At 64.1% G+C, this 22,079-nt stretch carries 17 protein-coding genes; 5 read left to right on the forward strand and 12 right to left on the reverse strand.

Annotated elements, in window-relative coordinates; all coding sequences use genetic code 11:
- Positions 1 to 6: 6 nt before the first annotated feature.
- Positions 7 to 861, reverse strand: coding sequence for a fumarylacetoacetate hydrolase family protein (locus ACGYLO_RS06835; RefSeq protein ID WP_271688250.1), 855 nt, complete (start codon positions 859 to 861; stop codon positions 7 to 9).
- A 249-nt stretch (positions 862 to 1,110) separates the two neighbouring features.
- Between ACGYLO_RS06835 and ACGYLO_RS06840 the strand changes: the two genes are divergently transcribed.
- A complete protein-coding gene (locus tag ACGYLO_RS06840) occupies positions 1,111 to 2,700 on the forward strand; it encodes an ATP-binding protein (protein ID WP_271688251.1) in 1,590 nt (529 codons plus the stop codon).
- A gap of 25 nt (positions 2,701 to 2,725) precedes the next feature.
- On the opposite strand, the gene ACGYLO_RS06845 is transcribed toward ACGYLO_RS06840, so the two are convergent.
- The 3 genes from ACGYLO_RS06845 to ACGYLO_RS06855 all read right to left on the reverse strand — a co-directional run bounded on the left by ACGYLO_RS06845 (position 2,726) and on the right by ACGYLO_RS06855 (position 5,500).
- Positions 2,726 to 3,865, reverse strand: a complete 1,140-nt coding sequence (locus ACGYLO_RS06845) for an aminotransferase class V-fold PLP-dependent enzyme (protein ID WP_271688252.1) — start codon at positions 3,863 to 3,865, stop codon at positions 2,726 to 2,728.
- A 73-nt stretch (positions 3,866 to 3,938) separates the two neighbouring features.
- Entirely contained in the window at positions 3,939 to 4,610 is a 672-nt protein-coding gene (locus ACGYLO_RS06850) for an amino acid ABC transporter permease (protein ID WP_067265504.1), read from the reverse strand.
- Positions 4,611 to 4,690: 80 nt separating this feature from the next.
- Complete coding sequence (locus ACGYLO_RS06855; RefSeq protein WP_271688254.1) at positions 4,691 to 5,500, reverse strand: ABC transporter substrate-binding protein; 810 nt, start codon at positions 5,498 to 5,500, stop codon at positions 4,691 to 4,693.
- Between the two features lie 173 nt (positions 5,501 to 5,673).
- Between ACGYLO_RS06855 and ACGYLO_RS06860 the strand changes: the two genes are divergently transcribed.
- A complete protein-coding gene (locus ACGYLO_RS06860) occupies positions 5,674 to 6,330 on the forward strand; it encodes a GntR family transcriptional regulator (protein WP_271688255.1) in 657 nt (218 codons plus the stop codon).
- Here the strand turns inward: ACGYLO_RS06860 and ACGYLO_RS06865 are convergent.
- Entirely contained in the window at positions 6,327 to 7,202 is an 876-nt protein-coding gene (locus ACGYLO_RS06865) for a LysR substrate-binding domain-containing protein (RefSeq protein ID WP_271689996.1), read from the reverse strand. The two genes, ACGYLO_RS06860 and ACGYLO_RS06865, sit on opposite strands and share 4 nt — an antisense overlap.
- Before the next feature lie 130 nt (positions 7,203 to 7,332).
- On the opposite strand from ACGYLO_RS06865, the gene ACGYLO_RS06870 reads away from it, so the two are divergent.
- The 3 genes from ACGYLO_RS06870 (at position 7,333) to htpX (ending at position 9,359) form a co-directional block, all read left to right on the forward strand.
- Positions 7,333 to 8,037: an SDR family oxidoreductase gene (locus tag ACGYLO_RS06870; RefSeq protein ID WP_271688256.1), complete on the forward strand. Its 705-nt coding sequence runs from the start codon at positions 7,333 to 7,335 to the stop codon at positions 8,035 to 8,037.
- On the forward strand, positions 8,027 to 8,275 hold the full coding sequence (locus ACGYLO_RS06875) for a DUF6552 family protein (RefSeq protein ID WP_271688257.1): 249 nt from the start codon (positions 8,027 to 8,029) through the stop codon (positions 8,273 to 8,275). Before ACGYLO_RS06870 ends, ACGYLO_RS06875 begins: the two co-directional genes overlap by 11 nt.
- Positions 8,276 to 8,435: 160 nt before the next feature.
- Positions 8,436 to 9,359: a zinc metalloprotease HtpX gene (htpX, locus tag ACGYLO_RS06880; protein WP_271688258.1), complete on the forward strand. Its 924-nt coding sequence runs from the start codon at positions 8,436 to 8,438 to the stop codon at positions 9,357 to 9,359.
- 7 nt (positions 9,360 to 9,366) lie between these two features.
- Here the strand turns inward: htpX and ACGYLO_RS06885 are convergent, their stop codons facing one another.
- From ACGYLO_RS06885 to ACGYLO_RS06915, 7 genes are all read right to left on the reverse strand, one after another.
- The gene (locus tag ACGYLO_RS06885) at positions 9,367 to 10,410 is read right to left on the reverse strand and encodes a siderophore-interacting protein (protein ID WP_271688259.1); all 1,044 of its coding nucleotides are present in this window, start codon (positions 10,408 to 10,410) and stop codon (positions 9,367 to 9,369) included.
- A 60-nt stretch (positions 10,411 to 10,470) separates the two neighbouring features.
- Complete coding sequence (locus ACGYLO_RS06890) at positions 10,471 to 12,567, reverse strand: TonB-dependent siderophore receptor (RefSeq protein ID WP_271688260.1); 2,097 nt, start codon at positions 12,565 to 12,567, stop codon at positions 10,471 to 10,473.
- 98 nt (positions 12,568 to 12,665) lie between these two features.
- The gene (locus tag ACGYLO_RS06895; protein WP_271688261.1) at positions 12,666 to 13,490 is read right to left on the reverse strand and encodes an ABC transporter ATP-binding protein; all 825 of its coding nucleotides are present in this window, start codon (positions 13,488 to 13,490) and stop codon (positions 12,666 to 12,668) included.
- The gene (locus ACGYLO_RS06900; protein WP_271688262.1) at positions 13,487 to 14,518 is read right to left on the reverse strand and encodes an iron chelate uptake ABC transporter family permease subunit; all 1,032 of its coding nucleotides are present in this window, start codon (positions 14,516 to 14,518) and stop codon (positions 13,487 to 13,489) included. The genes ACGYLO_RS06895 and ACGYLO_RS06900 overlap by 4 nt, the downstream gene beginning before the upstream one ends.
- Positions 14,515 to 15,516, reverse strand: coding sequence for an iron ABC transporter permease (locus tag ACGYLO_RS06905; RefSeq protein ID WP_276154275.1), 1,002 nt, complete (start codon positions 15,514 to 15,516; stop codon positions 14,515 to 14,517). Before ACGYLO_RS06905 ends, ACGYLO_RS06900 begins: the two co-directional genes overlap by 4 nt.
- Entirely contained in the window at positions 15,516 to 16,433 is a 918-nt protein-coding gene (locus ACGYLO_RS06910; protein WP_271689998.1) for an iron-siderophore ABC transporter substrate-binding protein, read from the reverse strand. Before ACGYLO_RS06910 ends, ACGYLO_RS06905 begins: the two co-directional genes overlap by 1 nt.
- 187 nt (positions 16,434 to 16,620) lie before the next feature.
- On the reverse strand, positions 16,621 to 21,732 hold the full coding sequence (locus ACGYLO_RS06915; protein ID WP_271688263.1) for a GEVED domain-containing protein: 5,112 nt from the start codon (positions 21,730 to 21,732) through the stop codon (positions 16,621 to 16,623).
- Positions 21,733 to 22,079: the final 347 nt, after the last annotated feature.

A 22,079-nucleotide genomic window follows, 5' to 3' on the forward strand; every position in this document is an offset into this window, starting at 1 on the left:
CATGCCTCACCGCGCAGGCAGGTGCTCCACCACTTGCTCCTGCTCGCCCAGCCCTTGCACACCTAGCCGAACCCGGTCGCCGGGGCTGAGATAGCGTTGCGGTTTCAGCCCCATGCCCACGCCCGGCGGGGTGCCCGTGCAGATCAGATCGCCCGGCTCCAACTGGATGAATTCGGACATGTAGGAGATAATCGTCGCCACATCGAAGATCATCTTTTCGGTAGAACCATCTTGCAGCCGCTCGCCATTGATCTCGGCCCAAAGCGACAGCTTGCCCGGATCGCCCAACTCATCCCCCGTCACGAGCACTGGCCCTGTCGGGCAAAAGTTGGGAAAGCTCTTGCCCTTGACCCATTGCCCGCCCCGCTCGGCCTGCCACGCGCGCTCGGACACGTCGTTGACGACGCAATAGCCCAGCACATGATCCAGCGCCCGATCGCGGCTGACGTTCAAGGTGGTACGCCCGATCACCACGCCCAACTCGACCTCCCAATCAAGCTTGCTCATCTCTTTAGAATAGAGAAGCGGATCGTTCGGCCCGCAATAGGTGCGGCTGGCCTTGTTGAACAGGATCGGCTCGCGCGGCACCTCCATGCCCGACTCGGCCGCATGGTCGGAATAGTTCAACCCGACGCCCCAGATGTTGCGCGGTTGGCTGACCGGCGCGGCGATGCGCTGGCCTTGGGTCTGGGCCAGTGGCAGCCCTTCCAGATCGACGCCCTCAAACACCTCCCGCAGCGTCGGGATCGTCTCGGGCGTGAAGTCCGGCACAAGGGCGCTGACATCCCGCGCCTGCCCTGCCGCATCCAGCACCACCGGCGTTTTCGCACCGTCCCGCGCCCCGTATCGCATCAATCGCATGGTGAAATCTCCCCTCTTCGCAACCCTCGTTGGCCGTACCATAGCTGCTGGGTTGGCGATGGCCACCGCTTTGCAAAGGGGCGCACGCCGTCTCTGCCAATCGGCATCCGTCTGCTTACCGGGGTGAAAAGTCTTGTTCTTGCCCCAATTTAGCCGTTGCGGCATTGGCAGCGGCGCCCGAGGGGGATACCTTGGGTGAACATCTGCCCACGCGCCAAGACAGATGCAAAGACCACGACAGAGGCAAATATGAACGACTTTTACAACGCTCTGGCGGATTTCGACGATCCGCTGCGGCAACTCTATATGCTTGCTGTCGAACCTGACCTCTCTGTCGAAGACAAGATCGCCAAGCTTTTACAACTGGGCACAGAGGCGCTTGACCTCGAACTTGGCATCGTCTCCCGCGTGGATCACCCGGTCTATGAATGCGTCTATGTCCATGGGCCCGATTGGGCACCCGCCCCCGGCAGCACCTTCGACATCAATGGCACCTATTGCCTGCATACGCTGGGCAACGACGATGTGACCTCTTTTCACCACGCGGGCCAGCAAGAGATTTCGGCCCATCCCTGCTATGAGAACTTTGGGCTGGAAAGCTACATTGGGGCACCGCTGAAAATCGGCGATGCGCTCTTTGGGACGTTGAACTTTTCCGGCACCGCCCCGCGCCCCGCCCCGTTCAGCAAGGCGCAGACCCAATTCGTTCAATTCCTCGCCCGCTGGCTGAGCAGCGAGCTCTCGCGGCAATCCGAGCGCCGCGCGTTGCGCGAGCAGCGCGGGCTGCTCAAGGCGATGGTCGATGCCGTGCCCGAGGCCATCATCATGGCCGATCCCAACCGCCGCGTGGCCATGGTGAACCCGGCGGTTGAAACACTGTTCGGCTACACCCCCGACGCGCTTTTGGGGCGGCAGACGGCGGTTCTTTACGAGACCCTCGGCAGCTACGAACGAATGGGCGAAGAGCTTTCGAACGCTGGCACGGCCAGCAAGGAAAGCGGCTTTACCGTCGCCTGCCGCCGCGCCGATGGCTCTACTTTCGAGGGGCAAGTCGCCACCGCCAAGGTCGAGACTGACCGCGGTGAGCATCTGGGCTATCTTGGCGTGGTGCGCGACGTCAGTGAGCAACGCGAGTTTGAACGCGCCAAGGACCAGCTTATCGCCACCGTCAGCCACGAGATGAAAACCCCGCTGACCGCGCTGACCGGGGCGCTGCGCTTGCTTGAGTTGAACCCGGACGATCTGCCGCCGCAAAAGCGCAAATTGTTGCAGCTTGCGATGCGCAACGCGCGGGCGATCGATCAGATGGTGGGGGATATTCTGGATGTCGAAACCCTGCGCAGACCGGATCAATCGGGGTTCTCCGAACGCGCCTTGGCACCGCTCTTGGCCCAAGCCTCAGAGACCTTGGTCTCCTACGCGAAAGAGCGCGGCGTCGGCTTGGAAATGACCCCCTCCGAGGCCCCCGCACCGCTGTTGCGGCTGCACGAAGGGCGGCTCACGCGGCTGTTGTCAAACCTGTTGTCCAACGCGATCAAAGCCTCGGACGAAGGCGGCACGGTTCAGCTTGGCCTTTCGGAAGATGGCACCGGGTTCTGGGTCAAAGACCACGGCAGCGGTCTGCCTTTGGATCTGCAACCGGTTCTTTTCGAACGGTTTTCCCGCGGCTCCAGCTACCGGGTCAAAGAGGGGCACGGGCTGGGAATGAGCATCGTCAAAGCCATTGTCGACCAGCACCTTGGGGAAATCCGCTTTGAAACCGCCGAGGGCGAAGGCACGACCTTTTTCGTAGACTTCCCGCCGCTCGAAGGGCGGCCGGATGCGATGGCCGCCTCCTGACGGCGCATCGCGGCCCCGGCGGGCGTCAGGTCAGAAAAGCCCGAAGCGCGTGCAGGGTGCGGTCGATCCCGGCGGCGGTGGTCAGCACCCCCGGCGACATGCGCAGGGTCTGGCTGCGGTTGTCGACGTAAATCTCCAACGCGGCCAACTGTGCCACCACATCCGCCGCATCAATGTGATCGGGCAGAACGACCATGAGACTGCCGCCCCGCTGGTCCGGGTCCGCCGGGCTGGCAAGGGTCAGGCCCATCCCCTCAAGCCCCGCCTGTAGCTGCGCGGTCAGCTTGCGGTTATGCGCCGCCAAGACTTCGGTGTTCTGCCCCATGCGCCATTTCATCGCCGGCAGGCTGGCCACCGCAGGAACGGTCGAGGGCGTGCCACTGTCGAGCCGCCGAATGTCGGGCGCGAATTCGAAAGCGTCGAGATCCCATGAGAACGGATTGCCTTGCGAGAACCAGCCGCGCATCTCGGGCTGGCACTGCGGGATCAGATCGGCATCCATATAGACGATCCCCGCGCCCGGCGTGCCGCACATCCATTTGAGGCTGGTCGACAGGGCAAAATCGACGCGCGGCGCGGTCACGTCATAGGGCAGCAGCCCCACGGCCTGCGTCATATCCACCCCGATGAGCGACCCCATCTTGCGGCCATGCGCCACCAATTGCGGGATGTCCAACCGGTGCGAGGTCGTCGAGCTTACCCAAGTCAGCAGGGCCAGCGCCACCTCCTCATCCCAATGGGTGATGATGTCTTCGGCCTCGACCCAGTGCCCCCCTTGCCGGATCGGCACAGTGTTCAACGTGAAACCAAAACGCTTCGACAGGCCGGTGAGCAGGAAGTGCAGAGAGGGGAAACCATCCTCGGCCACCAAAACCTTCTTGCCGCGCAGGGTGCCTTCGGGCAGCGCACCGATGACGGCCATCAGCCCGGTGGTGACGCTCTCTGTCGTGGTGACGGTGCCCTTCGGCGCGCCGATCAACTCGGCCCAGAGGTCAATGAACTGCTGGCGTTTGGGCAGGACATCAGCCCATTGGTCGCCGTTGGGCGCGGCCCATGCATCGGTGAAATCGGTGAGCCCGGCCAGCATATCCGCATGTTTGCCGGGGTATTGGCCGATGGAGTGATAAAGGAGATAGGCGTCGCCCGTTCCTGTTTCTGTGGACATTGTAATCTCCGTAGGGTGTTGGCCGCGCAGGCGCGCGGGACGGTAATTTTGTGGGGGACGGGGCCGCTTCGGCTCAGCGGTAGCCGCGCTTGTAATGCTGCTCTAGCCAGCCGGTGAAACGGACCATCGGCCAAAGGATCGCGATGTAGATCAGCGCGGCCAGCAGCAGCGGCGTCGGATTGGCGAAAAGCGCCTGCGCGTCGGTGGCCTGTTTCAGCAAATCATCCATCGCCACGACCGAGGCCAGCGAAGTGTCTTTCATGATCGCCACCGCATAGGAGGCAAGCGGCGGGATCATCATCCGAAACGCCTGCGGCAGGATCACCTTGCGCATGGTGGTAAAGAAAGACAGGCCAAGCGCATCGCAGGCCTCAAACTGGCCGCGCGGCACGGCTTCGATCCCGGCGCGCACGACCTCTGCCGTATAGGCCGCCAGCACCAGCGCCAGCGCAATGGTCGCCCCCACGAATGAGGAAAAGACGATGCCCGCGAAGGGCAGCGCGTAGTAGACGAGGATCAGCACCACCAGCACCGGAATGGCGCGGAAGATATCCGTATACAGAACCGCCAGCAGCCGGAACGGCTTGGCCGCATAGAGCCGCACCAGACAGACCAGCACGCCAAGGATGCCGCCAAAGAAAATCGCCGAAGCGCCCAGCAGGATGGTGTTGAGCAGCCCGCGCATCAAGATCGGGAAAGCGCGGCGCATCACGTCGAGATTGAAGAAGATGTCGATGATTTCCATTGCGCAGTCCGTCAGTTTGATCGCAGGGGGCAAGCCTTAGGCCGCAGGCGGAGCAGCGCCCCGCCCGCGGCCCAAAGGTATCAGTCCGCCGAGGTGGGCACCGGCAGCGGGGTCACCGCAAGGCTGCCCTCGGCAGGGGCCACGCCGAGCCATTTCTCATAGAGCGCCGCCATGGTGCCATCCTCTTTCATCGAAGATATCGCACCGTTGACCGCCTCCAGATGCTCAGAGCCCTTGGGCATCATGATCGCGAATTTATCGCCCGTCGGAATCTCGACCGAGACCTGCAAGCCCTGCATCGTCGGCTGGGCAAAGGCGTAGCGCAGGCTGACGATATCATTCACCGCGGCATCGATCCGGCCACTGCGCAGATCGGTCAGCATATTGGCGGTGGTGTCATAGCTGGAATAGGATTTATAGCCGAGCTCACCCTCCCGTTCTTTCAACCAGTTCTCCGGGAAAGAGGTGGCGATGGAACCGATGCGCTTGCCCTCCAGCCCGTCGAGATCGGCAATCCCGGCGTCGGTCTTGGTGCCGACCCCCAATGCGCCCGAGAAATAGGGCTGCGTGAAAGACTGCGCCTCAAGCCGTTCATCGGTGATGGTGAGCGATGAGATCACCGCATCGACCCGGCCCGAGGCGGTGGCCACGAAAAGCGCGCGGAAGTCGTAACCGCTGATTTCGGTCGTCTTGCCAAGCCGGGCCGCGACCTCATTGATGATGTCGACCTCGAACCCCTCGAAGACGCCCGCTTCGTTCTTGAACTCCCATGGCGGGTTCGCCGGGTAAGAGCCGATTTTCAGCACGTCCTGCGCCATGGCAGAGACGCCCGACAATGTCGTCAGCGCCGCAACGGTGAGGCCAACGATCAGATTATTTTTCAGATTCATGTTTTGCTCCCTGTGAACACCCCCGCGCAGCGCGGCAAGCTTCCCCCTATTGGCTGCCAGTTTTCGTATACGAATTCAATTGAATTTTGCAAGTATGCAAACTTATACCTAGCCATAAGCGTATTTCTTGCGCATGCTCGGCCTACAATCGCATACTTTTCAAAGAGGTCGGAATGCCCCGCTCAGCCAAGCGCCACATGAAAGATCAGATTTACGACATCTTCCTCGGGCGCATTCAGCGGGGCGAGATCAGCCATGGCGACCGCTTTGTCGACACCGCCGTCGCCGAAGAGTTCAACGTCTCGCGAATGCCGGTGCGCGATGCGCTGATGCGCCTGTCGCATGAAGGCTACCTCGACAGCACGACGCGGGGCTTCACCCTGCCCAACCTGTCGATGCGCCAGATTTGCGAGATTTTCGAGTTGCGCCGCCTGCTGGAGCCGCGCGCCGCAGCGCTGGCCACCAACCAGCTGACCGATGAGGACATCGCCACCCTGACCCGCGCGGTAGAGCAATCCGAGCGCACGCTGGAAACCGGCGATATCGAAAGCCTCTATGCCGCCTCCGAAGACATCCGCCGCACTTGGATCATGGCGGTGCCCAACATCGAGTTGCGCGACACGATCCTGCGCTACATGGCCCAAATTCAGGCCGTTCGCATGGCCACCCTGCGCGACGCCGTCGCGCATGAAACCCTCGTGGAGTTGCACCGCGACATGCTGCGCGCCTTTACCGCCCGCGATGCGGCCAAGGTGGAGCTTTTGCTGCTGCGCTACGTTCTGGCTGGAGAGGATAGCTTCCTGCGGCTGAAAGCCCGCGCGCAGGATTAACCCGCCTCGCCCTTGGCCACCGTACAGAGCCAATCGCGCACGATGATCGCCGCGCTCGACACCCCCTGCCGGGGCGAAAGCAGGTAGAAATCCAGCCCGCCTTCCATCACATGCGGCACCGGGCGCAGCAGCCGCCCCGCCTCAAGATCGCGCTGCACCAGAAAGCGGCTTGCCAGCGCCACCCCCTGCCCCGCCAAAGCAGCATCAAGGCTCAGCGTCGTTTGATTGAACCGCAGCGCACGGGCCGGTTTGACGCTGCCGCCAAAAGCCTCTTCAGCAAAGCGCGGCCAGAGGTCATGGGTGTCGTGAAGCAGGGTCATGCGCGCCAGTGTGGCGGCATCGACCGGCCCCTCCCCCGCAAGCAGCGCCGGAGAGCATACGGCCACAACCTCCTGCGCGAAAAGCAAGTTCGCCCTCAGGCTCGCCCCAAAGGGCGGACGCGCCTGTCGCACGGCAAGCTCGATCCCATCGGCATGAAAACTCGCCACCCGCTCTGTCGCCGTGATGCGCAGATCAATGCCGGGATGGGCTTGGGTAAAATCCGAAAGCCGGGGGATCAGCCATTTCGACGCGAAGGTCGGCGTGACGCTGATCGTCACCCGTGCGGGTGCGTGGCGCAGGGCATCCGTCGCCTCCGCCAATTGCTCGAAAGCACGCGACACCGACAGATGATAGGCGCGCCCCTCGTCGGTAAAGGCCAGCCCCCGCGGCTCGCGCAGGAACAGACGCAGCCCCAGATGATCCTCCAGCCCGCGCACCTGCTGGGCGACCGCGCCTTGGGTCACGCCCAACTCATCCGCCGCGGCCCGGAAATTCAGGTGACGCCCGGCGGCGGCAAAGGCACGAAGCCCGTTCAAGGGCGGCAGAGGCATCTCATTCGACACGATAGATTTCCTACAGTCACAGGACAAAGCATCTGGCTGGCTGCACGAGATCACAGCGCCTAAGTGACACTGCATATCCCCGCAGCGCAATCGCTGCCTAGTATATGGAGCATATCCGATGACAGCAGAAAAAGTAGCCCTTATCACCGCAGGCGGCAGCGGCATGGGCGCGGGCGCGGCCCGCAAACTGGCGGCAGACGGCTTTAAGGTCGGCGTCCTGTCTTCCTCCGGCAAGGGGGAGGCGCTCGGCACCGAACTGGGCGGCTTTGGCATCACCGGCTCGAACCAATCGCCAGACGCGCTGGCGCAGCTGCTGGATGGCGCGATGGACCGTTGGGGCCGCGTCGATGTGCTGGTGAACTCCGCCGGGCATGGGCCGAAGGGCGACATTCTGGAAATGAGCGACGCAGATTGGCACGATGGGATGGATGTCTATCTGATGAACGTGATCCGCCCCACCCGTTTGGTAACGCCGATCATGGCGGCGCAGGGCGGCGGCGCGATCATCAATATCTCAACCTTCGCCACCTTCGAGCCGGACCCGCTCTTTCCCACCTCGGGCGTCTTCCGCGCCGGGCTGGCGGGTTTCACCAAACTCTACGCCGATCAATATGCGGGCCAGAACATCCGAATGAACAACGTCCTGCCCGGCTTTATCGACAGCCTGCCCGAGACCGAAGACCGGCGCGCGCGCATTCCGATGGGGCGCTACGGCACGGAGGCCGAGGTGTCGTCGCTGATCGGCTGGCTCGCTTCCGAGGGCGGGGCCTATGTCACCGGGCAGAACTGGCGCATCGACGGCGGGCTTACCCGTGGCGTCTGAAGTGCTTGCGCTCGCCACGCCGCAGCGGCTGGCCTTTTGGGTCAAATGGATCGCGTCGGTGATCCAGATCCTCGGCTATGCCGCCACAGGTTTCGGCTGGACGCCGTGGAACCTCTACCTCTTCGTGGTGGGGGTTCTGGGCTGGCTGATCGTCGGGCTGCTTTGGAATGACCGGGCGATCACGCTGGTTCACCTCGTTGCCATGGGGGCGATGCTGGCAGGGATGGCCGGCCAGTAGTGGCGGTGTGTCGAGGGGTGTCGCCTGCGTGACGCCCTCTCGGCCCCCGTATCCGAGTATATCATCCGGCGGGGGGAACCGTGCCCCCTCCCCCGCCTACCTTGCACGACGCGGAAGCTGCCCCATATCTCTTTGCAAAGGACAACCGCGAGAGACCAAGATGGGCTATGTGAAGACAGCGATGCTGATGGCGGCGATGACCGCGCTTTTCATGGGGGTCGGCTATCTGATTGGCGGATCGGGCGGCGCGCTGATCGCGCTGGTGGTGGCGGCGGGGATGAACGCCTTCACCTGGTGGAACTCCGACCGCATGGTGCTCAAGATGCACAATGCGCAGCCCGTCTCGCCGGGGGACCGCGCGGGGCTCTACGCCATGACGGCAGAGCTTGCGCGGAATGCGGGCCTCCCCGAGCCCAAGGTCTATCTGATCGACACGCCCCAGCCCAACGCCTTCGCCACCGGGCGCAACCCGGCCAATGCTGCCGTGGCGGTGACCAAGGGGCTGATGCAAAGCCTCAGCCGCGAGGAACTGGCGGGCGTCATCGCGCATGAGCTGGCCCATATCCGCAACCATGACACGGCGATCATGACCGTGACGGCCACTTTCGCCGGTGCGATTTCGATGCTGGCAAATTTCGCGCTATTCTTCGGCGGCGCGCGTGAGCGGATGGGGATGATCGGGACGTTGATGATGATGTTCCTCGCCCCCATGGCCGCCGCGCTGGTGCAGATGGCGATCAGCAGGACGCGGGAATATGCCGCCGATAAGGCGGGGGCCGAGATCTGCGGCCATCCGCTCTGGCTCGCCTCCGCGCTCGAGAAGATCGCTATGGGGGCCGCGCGGATCGACAATCACGCGGCAGAGCGCAATCCGGCCACGGCGCATATGTTCATCATCAACCCGCTACACGCGCATAAACATGACAACCTTTTCGCCACCCACCCGGCGACGGAGAACCGCATCGCGGCCCTGCGTGCGATGACACCTGACGGCGCGCCAGTGCGAACACAGAGCGCCCGCCCAACCAGCAGCAGCCGCATCCCAAAAACTGGCAGACGCCGCGACGCGGGGCCGTGGCGCTAGGGCGCGCTTAGCCCCGCCGCCAGTAGGCGGTGCAAATCTGGCGGGTTTTATCCATGCCGAGCTGGGTTTTGAAATGCCCGCGCAATTGCTGCGCGTTCTGGAACTCCCCGGCGAAAAAGGCATAGCCCAAGCCGGTATCCGTCAGCGCCTGCGCATGGCCAAGCACTTCGGCCTCGAAGGTGGCGGGCGGCAGGGCATGGACGCGCAGCTTGGTCTTGGGCAGGTAGTCGCGATAAGACACCCCGCGCGGCAGCGCCGCCACCACATCGCCCACAGCATCCTCGGGCAGACGCGCCAAAAGCTGCGCCACGGCGGGCAGCCCCGTGCCATCGGCGGCGAGGAAATAGGAAGAGGCTTTCGGCAAGGCGCTGATGCCCACCGGCCCCATTGCGCCGATCCGTTGCCCGGCATGGGCGTTCTGCGCCCATTGTGAGATCAGGCCGGAGCCGTGGCGAACCACGTCGATATCGACCTCTTCGCGCTCGGGGCGGATGTTCTTGAGCGTGACATATCGGGCGTGCAACTCATCCGCACCCTTAGGCCAAACCGGCGCCCCATTGGCGCCCATCACCGGCCAGACCGGCGTGCGGCTGGCATCGCGCGGCAGGATCAGGCGCAGGTGGATGCCCTGCGGGGCAAGTTCGGCAATATCCGGGTAATGCAGAGTGACGCGTTGCATCCCTTCGAAGAGGATTTCGCTGTTCAGCACCTCCAGCAAACGGAAGTTCTGCGGCGTCTCTCCGGCCTCCTGCGCCACTCCCTGCCAGCGGATGCGATCGGCCAGCGCGGGGTCAAACTCCGCCACATGATGGACCATGCCTTCTTTCGAGAATTGCATGGCGTTTTCGCCGGGAGCTTGCAGGCTGACCTCCAGCCCACGCGGGCAAAGATCGAACTCTACCCGGTAGCCATCTTGCTCAAACACATGACCCGTCGGCCCCTTGGCGCGAAACGCCATGCCGTGGTCATCGACAAGATGCGACAGGATTTGCGAGAGCATCTCCTGTGGGGCATCCATGGGGATGGTGGTCTTGGCTTTGGCGATGGTCATCCGTGGCTCCTCCCGGTCAAAAGAAAGCGCGGCACACGAGGGGAGTGCCGCGCTCTAGGCTCACCAGCTATGGGCCAGCTTCACGGTGACTTCACGGCCGGGGCTGTAGAAGTCAGCGTAAGAGCCGCCGAAGGAGGTGTGCTTTTCGTCGAACAGGTTGGTGACATTGGCCGACAGGGTGGTCTGCTCGGACAGATCATAGCTGACCGCGGCGTCGACCACGACAAAGCTGCCCGTTTCGCCTGTGGCGTTGCTGTCGCTGTAGTAGTAGCCGCTGTTGAACCGCGCGCCCAAACCGACTGTCAGATCACCACGGCCAAGGTTTTCCCAAGTCCGGCTGGCCCAGATCGAAGCGACGTTTTCAGGCACCAGACCGGGGCGGTTGCCGACGTTGCCCGCGGTGCCGTTCTCTTTGATCTCGGCATCTAGATAGCTGTAGGCGGCGGTGAAGGTATAGGCGCCCATCTCGGCCTTGGCTTCCAGATCAATGCCGCGCACGCCGATCTCACCAATGGTTTCCGGCAGGTTGGTCGCCGGATTGGTGCGGGTGATGTTGCTTTTCGACAGGTCATAGACCGAGGCTGTCAACAGCGCGTTGGTCCCCATGGGCTGCCATTTGGTGCCCAGTTCGAACTGCTCGCCCTCTTCCGGCTCGACGCCAAAGCCTGCAGGCACGACCGACTGTGCGTAGTTCCCAAAGACCGAGATGTTGGGTTTGATCTTATAGGTCAGACCCACGCGGCCTGTCGTCTCGCTGATGTCGTTGGTTTGAACCGTGCCGGCAAGGTTGTTGGTCTCAGTCACGTCGATCCAGTCGTGCCGCAGCCCGAAGGAGGCGATGAAACGCTCGTTCCAGTTCAGCTCTTGCTGAGCGTAGATCGCTTTGCCCTCCGTCTCGGTGTCAAGATCGGCAAACATCGGCACGCTGGTCGGACGGCCCGTATAGGTCGGGTTGTCGCGGTCAACCGAAGGCGCCGCGCCATAGAAGCGTTGGTCAGACTCGTCGGCCCAAGAGAATTCAACGCCCGCCGTGGTGGTGCTGGCCGCCCCGCCAAAGAAACCCTCATAGGTCAGATGCAGGTCGGAGATCATGCTCTCGCTCGTGCCATCGCTGCCAAAGAACGCGCGATCCACGGTGTCGTCATCCGGCGTATAGTCGCTCACATAGGCATAGCCGAAGTCATCGGCGCTGTCGCTGTAGCGCAGGGTGCCGCCAAAGCTCAGCCCGTTGCCAAAGTCATGCGCGCCCAGAACGGATACGGTCGTCCGCTCGGTGCCGCGGTAGTTATAGTCGGGCTCGCCGTAGAACACGTCGCTGCGGTCAAAATCGCCGCCCGCCGGGAAGCCGCTGCTGCCGGGCACGGAATCGCGGTCAAGGTGGTCGACGATCACGGTCAGCTCGGACTCATCGGAGGGCCGCCATGTCAGGCCACCCATCGCGAAGAGTTCATCGTTCTCGGAATAGGGGTACTCAAGCTCGCCATTGCGCAGCAGACCGGTGAAACGGTAGCTGAGCGTGCCTTCCTCATCCAGCTTGTCGCCGAAATCCACACCGGTTTCCAAGCTGCCATAGGAGTCGACCGAGGTGTAGACACTGCCAAAACGTTCGTCACGGGGGCGTTTGCTGACATAGTTGACCGAGCCGCCGGGATCGGAGAGGCCGAAGGTCGACGACGACGCGCCGCGGATCACTTCGACGCGCTCATAGGCGAAAGGCTCTTCCCGGACCGATCCGAAGTTCGCGCCCAATGTCAGCCCATCGCGGTAGGTATAGGCTTCGAACCCGCGCAGGATGAAATAGTCGAACCGGTCATCTGCGCCATAGCTGTCGGTGCTCGCACCGGCGGTGTAGTTCAACACCTGCTCCACGCTATCCGCGCCGCGGGCTTCGATCTCACGGCTGGTGATGACCGAGACGCTGGCCGGGATGTCGATGATCTCACCCGACAGTTTGCCGCCGCTGCTGATCTCACTGGCGACAACCGTTTCGGCATCCGCCGCGCCCGAAGTCTGCGCTTCGGCTTCGAGGATCACGTCATCCAACTGGTAGGCTTCTTGCGCGTAAAGCGTGCCCGGCACCAGCGCCGTACAGCACAAAAGCGCTGTCTTGAGAGAGCCGCGCCCCAGTTGCAGGGGGATGAGTTTGGAAGAGGACATGGCGGTCTCCGTAATAACCTAGTGAATCAGTCGGGATTCCCTTACCCCTATGATACGCAGGAGACCAGAGTCAATCTGACTGAATTAGTCAGTTATTTTCAGGCCGCGGCATTCTTGCGTGGCGGCCCGATCTTGTGACGCCCAATTGGCACCATGCAGGGGGTCTGCGAGACCGGATCGTTGACGATACGGCACGACAGGCCAAAGACGGTTTTCACCAATTCCTCGGTCAGGACCTCGGCGGGCGGCCCCTCGGCGCGGATGCCGCCATCGCCCACGGCGATCAGGTGATCGGCATAGCGCGCGGCGAGGTTCAGATCATGCAGCACCATGACGATCGTCGTCCCCTGCGCCATGTTGAGATCGACCAGCAGGTCCAGCACCTCGACCTGATGCGCCACGTCCAGAAAGGTCGTTGGCTCGTCCAGCAGCAACAGGTCGGTCTCTTGTGCTAAGGCCATGGCGATCCAGACACGCTGGCGTTGACCGCCCGACAGCGTGTCGAGATCACGCTCGGCCAGTTCCTCGGTCCCTGTCGCGGCCAGCGCGCGGGCCACGGCGCGGTCATCCTCTGCCGACCAGCGCGAGAACAGCCCCTGATGCGGATGCCGCCCACGCCCGACAAGATCGGCCACGGCAATCCCCTCAGGCGCAATGGGCGATTGCGGCAGCAGCCCCATGACCTGCGCCAGCTTGCGCGACTTCATTTGGTGCACCGCTTCGCCATCCAGCAGAACCGCGCCGGACTTGGGCTGCAAAATCCGCGCCAGCGTCCGCAAAAGCGTCGACTTGCCCGAGGCATTGCCCCCCACGATGGCCGTGATCTTGCCCGCCGGCACGGCGAGAGTGACATTCTCAAGAATAACGCGCTTTTCATAGCCCGCGCCCAGATCGCGCGTTTCAAGACGGTGGTCGTGGGTCATAGCGTGCCCCCATTTCTATTGGCGCGAACGATGAGATACAAAAGGAAGGGCGCGCCGACCGCGCCAGTGACGACCCCCACGGGCAAGCGGGCGGGCAGCAGGAACTGCCCCACGAAATCGCCCGCGATGACCAGCAAAGCACCCACAAGCCCTGCCCCCAACAGCAACCCGGTCGTGCCCGGCAAAAGCCGCGCAGCGATGGGACCGGAAAGGAAGGCGACAAAGGCAATCGGCCCGGTCGCTGCCGTGGCGATGGCCACAAGGCCAACGGCGGCCAGTGTCACGCGCAGCCGCGTGGCGTCAGCACGCACGCCAAGCGCTTCGGCGGTGTCATCGCCAAGGCGCAGCACCTCCAGGTCGCGGGCGGTAACGGCCAAGAGCCCGCCAAAGACCAACAGCGCGCCCGCCACGGGCAGCGCTTGGACGAGTTGCATGCCGTTGAGGCTGCCGGTCAGCCAGCGCATCGCCTCGGCCCGGTCCCATGCGGGCGCTTCGAGCAAGACATAGGCCGTCACACTGTCGAGCATGGCAGAGACGCCGATGCCGATCAGGATCAACCGCGCCCCGGCGGCACCGCGCCGCGAAGACAGCGCCCAGATCATCGCCGCGACCGCAAGCCCCGCCGCTACCGCGACGAGCGACACCAGCCAACCGTCGAGGGCCAGGATGACGATGGCAAAGACCGCCGCCGCACCTGCGCTGGCGCTGATGCCGATGATATCGGGGCTGGCCAGCGGGTTGCGCAGCATGATCTGAAACGCCACCCCGCCCAAGCCAAAGCTGGCCCCGGCCAAGAGCCCCATGACCGCACGCGGCAGGCGCAAGTCGGTCACCACGAATGAGGCGTTCGCGCCCGGTGCGCCCGTCAGCGCGGCCCAGACGTCACCCGGCGGCAGGCAGCCGCGCCCGCAACTCAGCGTCAGAAGCATCAGGCCCAAAACAAGCGCGGCCAGTGCGCCCAGCACCTGAATGCGGCGCGCGGCGGCTTGGCGAAAACTGCGCGGCGCGCTGAAGGTCACATCGCTCATAGCCCGCGCATCCTGTGATTGCGTACCGTCCAGATAAAGAAGGGCGCGCCGACAAAGGCCGTGACGATGCCCACGTCCAACTCATTCGGGCGGGCGATGACACGGCCCAGCACGTCCGACAGCCCCAGCATGGAAGCCCCCGCCAAGGCCGAGAGCGGCAGCACCAGCCGGTAATCGACACCCGCGATCATCCGACACAGATGCGGCACCACCAGCCCGACAAAGCCGATCGGCCCGCAAAGCGCGGTCGCCGTGCCGCAGAGGATCACCGCCCCCGCCGCCGCCATGACCCGGCCCAAGGCGACGCTCTGGCCAAGGCCGGTGGCCAATTCTTCGCCCAAGGCCAATGCGTTGAGAACCCGGGCCGAGGCGAGGCTCAGCGCCAGCCCCACCAGCGCGAAGGGCAAGGCGGGCAAGAGGGTCTCGAAACTCGCGCCGCCGATGCCGCCGACCTGCCAAGATTGCACGGAACCCGCGATGTCATTGCGCGGCAGCACCACCGCGATGATGAAGGCCGACACCGCGACGGAGGTCGCGGTGCCCGCAAGGGTCAGCTTCAGCGGCGTCGCCCCGCCCTGCCCGGCGGAGCCGATCAGATAGACGAAAACCGCCGTGACCCCGGCCCCAGCGATGCCGAGCCACAGAAAACTATGCGCGCCGCTGATGTCGAACCAAGCGATGCCCACCACGACGAAAAGTGCCGCCCCCGCGTTAACGCCCAGAATGCCCGGATCGGCCAGCGGGTTGCGGCTGATGCCCTGCATCACCGCGCCTGCAAGTCCAAGCGCCGCGCCCGCCAAGATCGCCAGCGCCGTGCGCGGCATCCGCACCGCGACTGCGGCGGCGCCGATGGTCTCGATCCGGCCGGTCATCCCCGCCCAGATCTCGCCCCACGGCACGGCGCGCGCGCCCACGGTCAGCGACAGGCCGGTCATCAGCAGCAGCAGGCCAAGCAAAAGCGCGAGGCCTGCCAGCCGTTGGGGGCGCTGCACCTGCATTACTCGCCGCGCGTGGCGGCGGCGCTCAGCCGCGCGAGGTAGTCGTCGAGCACATAGTCGATCGACAAGGGCGTCGGGTTCGCGGCAGTGCCCATCGGGTCATTCGCCAAAAGCACGACCGAGCCGCGGGCGACTGCCGGGAAACGCGCGATCAGCGGGTTTTTGGCCAGTTCATCCAAGCGCGCCTGATCGCCATAGGTCACCACAACGTCTACATCGTCAAACAGGTCGATCCGTTCTGCACTGACACGGCCCGAGTATTTCCCGGCCTCGCTCGCTTCGCGCACCGCTTGGGGCGTCGCCATGCCGAGGTCGGTCAGGAATTGCACCCGCTGGTCGGCGGCGGCGTAGAAACCGATGGTGCTAAGGTCGCGCGGGTCAAGGTGGGTGACGAACATGCCGGTCTTGCCCGCCAGCTCGGGATGCGCCGCGCGGGCGGTGGTGATCCGCTCTTCGATCTCGGCGACCATCGCGTCGCCCTCCTCGGCCATGCCAAGGCCCGCCGCGTTCTGGCGGATCATCTCGCGCCATGTCGTTGTCCATGCCGCTTCGGGATAGGCGACGACCGGGGCGATGCGGCTAAGCGTTTCATAGTCCGACTGCGACAGGCCGGAATAGGCGGCGAGGATCACATCGGGCTGGGTGCTGGCTACGGCCTCGAAGTCGATACCATCGCCCTCGTCAAAGAGCGTCGGCACCTCGGCGTCCAGCGCGTCCAGCCGTTCAATCACCCAAGGCAGCAGCCCGTCGCCATCGTCATCCCCCCATGAGGCGCGGGCGAAGCCGACCGGCACGATGCCAAGCGCCAAGGGCACTTCGTGATTGGCCCAACCGACCGAGGCCACCCGCTCGGGGCGCTCTTCGATGGTGGTTTCGCCAAAGGCGTGTTCGACGGTGACGGGAAAGTCCTGCGCCATGGCGGCGGTCGCGCCAAAAGCCAAGCAAATGAATGACAACGTTCTGAGCACCGCGGCCCCCTTAATCCGATTCTTTTAGTAAACTATTGCCTGTTATGCCGCTGCGGACGGGGATGCAACAGGTCAGTTCATCGGATCATGGGTTCGAGCGGTGACGGGACCGCCTGTGAAGCGGCCCCGGCTGTGGCTATTGGATGCTGACCTCGAAGGAGACGAAGCCCTGTGCGCCGGGTTGCAGCGCCCCCGTACAGGACCAGCGCAGCGCCCCGTCATAGCCCGGCGCATTTGCCAATGGCGCGTCCAAGGTGCAGGTCACCCCATCGGCCAGGGTAACCGGGCTGGGCACCGCCGCGGCCAGAGCCGTGTAGGGCGGTGTCTTGTCGTAAACGACGATGTCGCGCGCGGGCACGGTGCCCACGGTTTCGACATAGATGCGGTATTCCAACACATCCCCGGCAGCGGCGCCGTTGCTGACCCCTTCGGGTGTGCCGCGCGTCACGTTGCGGACGGTTTTGGTCAGTTTCAACGTGCCCTGCGCCGCCTCAACCACCAACCGGTCGGTGTTGACGTTTCGCTGGGCGAGGCCGCTGGAGCCATAGCTGGTGTCGGCGACCAGATCGAAGCGATAGGTCGATCCCTGCGTTGCCGCGCCCGAAGCGGTGACCCGTGCAAGGACACAGATCAGCCCGCCCGCATTGGTGGGCAACGGCCCGGTAATCGCTTGGTCCGGCGTGCCGTCGCAATCCGTATCCTCGTAAAGCGCGGTCGAGAAGGCCCCTTCGGGGGCCGAGGCTTCGGCGGCGACGCTGAACGTCACGCTTCCCGGGGCCGAGGCGATATACTCATGCCGCAGCGCCAAGACCTGCCCGGCCCGGATCGTCTTGTCCTGCGATTGGTTCAGCCGCGCTGCTTCGATGAGGCCGAAGTCGAGCCCGGCGTAGGCCGTGCCCGCTGCGGGGGTGAAGGTGAAACGCCCGTCATGGGGATCGCCGTTCACCACACCGGGCAAAGCCGCGCCGCCCTCGGACACGTTGAGCAGCCCCGCGCCGGGCTGGGCCACCACGGTGACAGCGCCGCTATACCCCTCAGGCAAGGCCGCGCGCCATGTGCCGTCCGCCGCCAGATCGGGCGTGACCAACAAAGCGCCGCCCGCGTCCAAAATCTCGACCACGGCGCGGTCCGTGCCCGCCTCGCCTGCCTGCTGGGCCCCGTCATAGGCGTCGGCCCCCGCGCCGATGTCAAAGAACACCACGCCAGAAAGCACCGGACCGTTGGCGCGCCGGGCCACGCGGGCGAGCGCCTCGTCATCATCGGCCAGCCCATCGCCGAGGTCATCCACCAACGCGCCGGTGCCGGGGTCGCTGTCGGGGTCAGGAAGCGACGCGCCGATGATCTCTGCCTGATTTTCCGTGGCGCCTTCGCTCTGCATCGTGACGCGGATGGTCAGGCTGCGGCTGCTGCCCGAGGGCACGTCGCCAAGCAGCCAAAGACCGGTCGAAGCATCATAGCTATCGCCCTGCGCCGCCGCATCGTCCGAGACATAGGCGAAGCCATCGGGGATGAGATCGAGCACCCGCACATCCGAGGGGCTGCCGGGGCCGGTGTTGGTCACCGTCAGCACGACGTCGAGCGCCTCCCCCACCGTGGCCTCTGTCGCGGGGCTGGCGTCCGCCGCGCGTAAGATGGTTTGGGTCAGGGCCAGATCGGCCTCAGTCGGCAGTGTTTCGAAACCGAAATCAGAACTCACCGGGCTGCCGCTGCCCGCATCGACGGCAAGGCTCGCGATCCGGTTTCCAGTGGTCAGGGTGAGGCCCGCCGGTATCTCAGGGTCGGCCTCATCCACTTCGACCAGATAGGCGCGGGCCGGGTCGAGGTTGCTGAAGGAATAGGCCCCCGCCGCATCGGTTTCGGTCACCGCCACCTGCGTATCATCGGCCCGGTCGGCGGGCGTGCCAGCATCGTCGAAAAGCGTCACGGTGATGCCCGCAGGCAGCGTGGCTTCGGCCCCGTCGCGGCTGCCGGAACTGTCGGCATCCTCATAAAGCGTCCCGCCGATCCGGCCCTGTGGCAACAGATTGACGAGAGTCACGAGGTAATCCTCAACTTCCCCATCGAAGTTCAGACCGCTGAAGGGATCTTGGGTCAGGGCGCTGGAGGTCGACCAGCGGATGCGGGCATAGGTGGTGCCATTGCCCACATCGACCGGCACGGGAATGTTCAGGCTGATCTGGTTGTTGAACGCGCCATCCGTATCGCCCAAGCCGCCGTCGCGAAAGTTGATGGCCACCTGTTCGGTCGGGTCGAAGACATTGTTCTGGTTGAAGTCGATCCAGAGCTGAAGATTAGTGATGCCTTCGGTCACCGGCAGGCCGAGGGCCAGTTGCGCGCTGAGGGTCTCATGGGTCTGAATGGTCAGCGGCACGATGCTGCCCGCCTCAAGCACCGGGAACTCGGCCACGGAATCTTCGTCGTCGATCCCGTCGAGGTCGTCACCATCGGCATTGGCGCTGAACATGCTCTCGGTCTCGGAATCGGGGAGGCCACCGCCAAGGTAGATGTCTGGCACGATGATATGGCGCGGCTCACCATAGCTGGCAGGCGCGTCGCCCCGGTCCACCAGATCGGCAGCCGCGATGATGAGGGAGTAGTCTTCAATTTCGCCATCGACGGCAAAGCTCGCCACCGGCAGCCCGGCCTCAGAGGAATAGCGGAACCGCGCGAAGGTGGTGGAGGTGGTGGCATCGCTGGGCACGGTCACGTCGATCTGGATCACGCCGTCGCCTGCCACATCGTCAAAGCCTGTGCCATCGTCACGCAGGTCGCGGGCGATGTTCTCACCAAAAGACCCTTCGAAGACCCCGTCGCCATTAAAGTCGATCCACGCCTGAAGGTAGCCCGCCCCTTTGACCGGAATGTTGAGCGTGCTGATCATCCCTTGGGTCATCACCGGAAAGACCACCGCGTCTTCGTCATCGCTGTCCAACAGGTCGTCCGCCGTGGCCGAGGCATCGGACTGGGCCACCAGTTCGATATCGGGCGGCACATCGCCAAGATAGACCTGCGGCGTATCGCTGACCCCATGCGAGGCGGTCAGGTAAGAGATCGGCGCATCGCCAAAGTCGACCCCGAGCCCATCAAAGACCGCGACCGTGACCTGCGCCCGGTCGCATTGCATGGGGTCAATGCTGTCGCAAAGCTCATAGTCGATCAGATAGGTGCCAGAGGGCACCCCCGGCGGGACGATCACCCGGCCCGCATCGGCGCCTTGGGTTTCCAGCACGGGCACCGGATCACCGCTGTTCTGGGGTACGGCTTCGGTCAGCACCGCAAGCGTCGCGGTGGGGAAGGCGGCAGGCAAGCCGTTGATCGTGTCGTTGGACATGACCTCTCCCGCCGTGCCGCCAAGCAGGCTGTTGAGCGGCGTCGCGGTATAGTCATCATCGCCCGCCACCACGCTGGCCGAGGTATTCGCCACCGCGCAAAGCCGGATCGACGAGCCGCGGTTCGCGTCATTCAGCGAAGAACCGGTATAACCGTGGATGAACTCCCCCTCGGTGAAAGTGCCGTATTCATAGGTGGCATAGTTGTCAAAGCCGGTCTCGTTCGGCTCTTCCGTCCAATTGGTCGGGTCACCCACCTTGGCGGGGTCCATCGTGATCGCCTGCCCCCCGGCGGGAAAACCGGCGAGCGGGGCGGTGTGGAAATAGGAAATGCCATCGGGCGCGAGCAGCGGGCCGACCACATCCGAACTGTCATCCGATGTCCCACGGCTGTCCACATCCGTCTGCTGAACGATCACGCCGTTGATACGGCTTTGCTCGACCGCCCGCCCTTGGGGGTTCGAGGGGGTGGCGCTGCCGTCTTCGACCAGGCGCAAACGGTAGGTGACGAAGCCGTTGTCAGCGGGTGTCATCCGCGCTTCGAGCGAGCCGTCGATATTGACCGCAGTGGCGTTGCTGATCTGGGTCGCTTGAAACACGACATCCAGATCGTTGCCATTGATGTCGGTGGTGACATTATCAAAGACGAAGATGTCCGAGGTCGTCAGCGCCGCCGCGCTGCCCGCCCCGGCCAGCTGCGTGCGCGGCTGCGCGAAAACCGACCGCGGCGTACAGGTTTGGGGGCCGTTGTCGGTGGACAGGACATTGGCGACGATGCTGGCGTTTTGCGGATTGGACTGCAGGCGCGACACGAAAGGCGTGCCGATCGCACCGATCCCCGCCGTGGCGGTGCTGTCGACCGCGCCTGAAAGGGCATCCGCCGCCGTCACGGTATATTCCGCCGTACAGGTCACCTTGCCGCCCGGGGCCACAGGTGCGGTGATGGCCGGGCAAGTGACCGTGCCGACAAGACTGTCTTCGATCACCACGTCTTGGTTCGGGTTGAAGGGCAGCTCCCCTGTGTTGGTCACCTCATAGATAAAGGTGACCGTCGTGCCCTGAAGCGCGGAGAGCGGGCTGGTAAACCGTGCAAGGCTGATTGTCTGTTCGGTGGTAAAGTTCACATCGGCGAAGATACCGATCCCCCGCGCCCCTGCATCATAGGGCAGGGTCACCGGATTGTAGTAGCTGCGGACCTCGCCAATACTTTCGTCGTACCAAAGCTCAATCCGTGAGGTCGCATTGGGGTAGCTCAGCCGGATCGAGCCGTTGGTATCATCGCCCGACCCGGGAGAGAGGAAGGCGCTGCCGTCGATGAACAGACATTGCGCCTCGTTCCCGTTCAGCAGGCCGGTGTCCCCCGATCCCGGCCCCGGGCCGACCACGACGGTGGGCGCCGGACCCAGTGTCGTGATGCTTGGGTTGCCGTTATCGCCGAAGGCCGTCACGAAATCGCAGCGGTCCCCGGTGCTGTGGGTGTCGGTGGGATCCACATCGAGGATGTCGACGGTGAGATTGTCGACCTGGAACGCGACGCCGCCGGAACTGGCCGATACGCTGGCGGTGATCCGGTCATCGCCACGCCGCCCCGCATTCGGCGCGGCATCGCCCACGATGACAAGCGAATCGACACCGCCGCCCAGAATGTTCACATCGTCGGGGGTGAAGATCGGATTGCCCTGCGCGTCAGCGCTATAGGGGCGCAGATTGCCGGTGATCTCGACCGTTGTGTCGATCTCGAAACCATATTGGTCCGACAGAGTCCGCAGCAAAGGCCCGGCAAAGCCTGCGGGCCAATCGAAAGTGGACCAATCGATCGAGAAATCCCCGGCATCCGCGGGAAAGGAGGAGACGGCAAGCGCGGCGCAAACGGCGAGGGAGACACCGCGCAGCGCTTTTCGGTTAGAGAGACGTTTCACAATTCACCTTTCGGTCCGAACCGGAGAGCCCGCGCAACGAGGCCCCCAGCGAGAATACGAACAAATATCTACCGGACATTTATCGCGAATTGTCGGTCTCAAAGCGAAGGTGCGTCCGGTCAAAGCAGATGCCGCTGCGGATAGCGCGATATACTTACGGATAGGTGAAACAGCTCTGGCCAGATCGCCAAATGCGCCCCCGGCCTTCCCCCCGAGGGGAGGGACGGGGAAAACCGGTGGGGCGCATCGCTGCAAATCTATCAGGGAGCCGCTCCCTGGGGTAGGGGAACGGGCAGCAGCTCCCGAGAAGGCCCGCGTCGTGAAGCATATTTTCAGGCGAAACGGTC

This window comes from Sulfitobacter sp. 1A13353, from assembly GCF_043557255.1.
Taxonomy (GTDB): Bacteria; Pseudomonadota; Alphaproteobacteria; order Rhodobacterales; family Rhodobacteraceae; genus Sulfitobacter; species Sulfitobacter faviae.

Excerpts from the sequence above, each read along its gene's own strand:
- ACGYLO_RS06890 (WP_271688260.1), bottom strand. The coding sequence starts at position 12,567 with ATGTCCTCTTCCAAACTCATCCCCCTGCAACTGGGGCGCGGCTCTCTC.
- htpX (WP_271688258.1), top strand. The coding sequence starts at position 8,436 with ATGGGCTATGTGAAGACAGCGATGCTGATGGCGGCGATGACCGCGCTT.
- ACGYLO_RS06850 (WP_067265504.1), bottom strand. The coding sequence starts at position 4,610 with ATGGAAATCATCGACATCTTCTTCAATCTCGACGTGATGCGCCGCGCT.
- ACGYLO_RS06845 (WP_271688252.1), bottom strand. The coding sequence starts at position 3,865 with ATGTCCACAGAAACAGGAACGGGCGACGCCTATCTCCTTTATCACTCC.
- ACGYLO_RS06870 (WP_271688256.1), top strand. The coding sequence starts at position 7,333 with ATGACAGCAGAAAAAGTAGCCCTTATCACCGCAGGCGGCAGCGGCATG.
- ACGYLO_RS06905 (WP_276154275.1), bottom strand. The coding sequence starts at position 15,516 with ATGCAGGTGCAGCGCCCCCAACGGCTGGCAGGCCTCGCGCTTTTGCTT.
- ACGYLO_RS06840 (WP_271688251.1), top strand. The coding sequence starts at position 1,111 with ATGAACGACTTTTACAACGCTCTGGCGGATTTCGACGATCCGCTGCGG.
- ACGYLO_RS06835 (WP_271688250.1), bottom strand. The coding sequence starts at position 861 with ATGCGATTGATGCGATACGGGGCGCGGGACGGTGCGAAAACGCCGGTG.
- ACGYLO_RS06855 (WP_271688254.1), bottom strand. The coding sequence starts at position 5,500 with ATGAATCTGAAAAATAATCTGATCGTTGGCCTCACCGTTGCGGCGCTG.
- ACGYLO_RS06860 (WP_271688255.1), top strand. The coding sequence starts at position 5,674 with ATGCCCCGCTCAGCCAAGCGCCACATGAAAGATCAGATTTACGACATC.
- ACGYLO_RS06885 (WP_271688259.1), bottom strand. The coding sequence starts at position 10,410 with ATGACCATCGCCAAAGCCAAGACCACCATCCCCATGGATGCCCCACAG.
- ACGYLO_RS06865 (WP_271689996.1), bottom strand. The coding sequence starts at position 7,202 with ATGCCTCTGCCGCCCTTGAACGGGCTTCGTGCCTTTGCCGCCGCCGGG.
- ACGYLO_RS06910 (WP_271689998.1), bottom strand. The coding sequence starts at position 16,433 with ATGGCGCAGGACTTTCCCGTCACCGTCGAACACGCCTTTGGCGAAACC.
- ACGYLO_RS06900 (WP_271688262.1), bottom strand. The coding sequence starts at position 14,518 with ATGAGCGATGTGACCTTCAGCGCGCCGCGCAGTTTTCGCCAAGCCGCC.
- ACGYLO_RS06895 (WP_271688261.1), bottom strand. The coding sequence starts at position 13,490 with ATGACCCACGACCACCGTCTTGAAACGCGCGATCTGGGCGCGGGCTAT.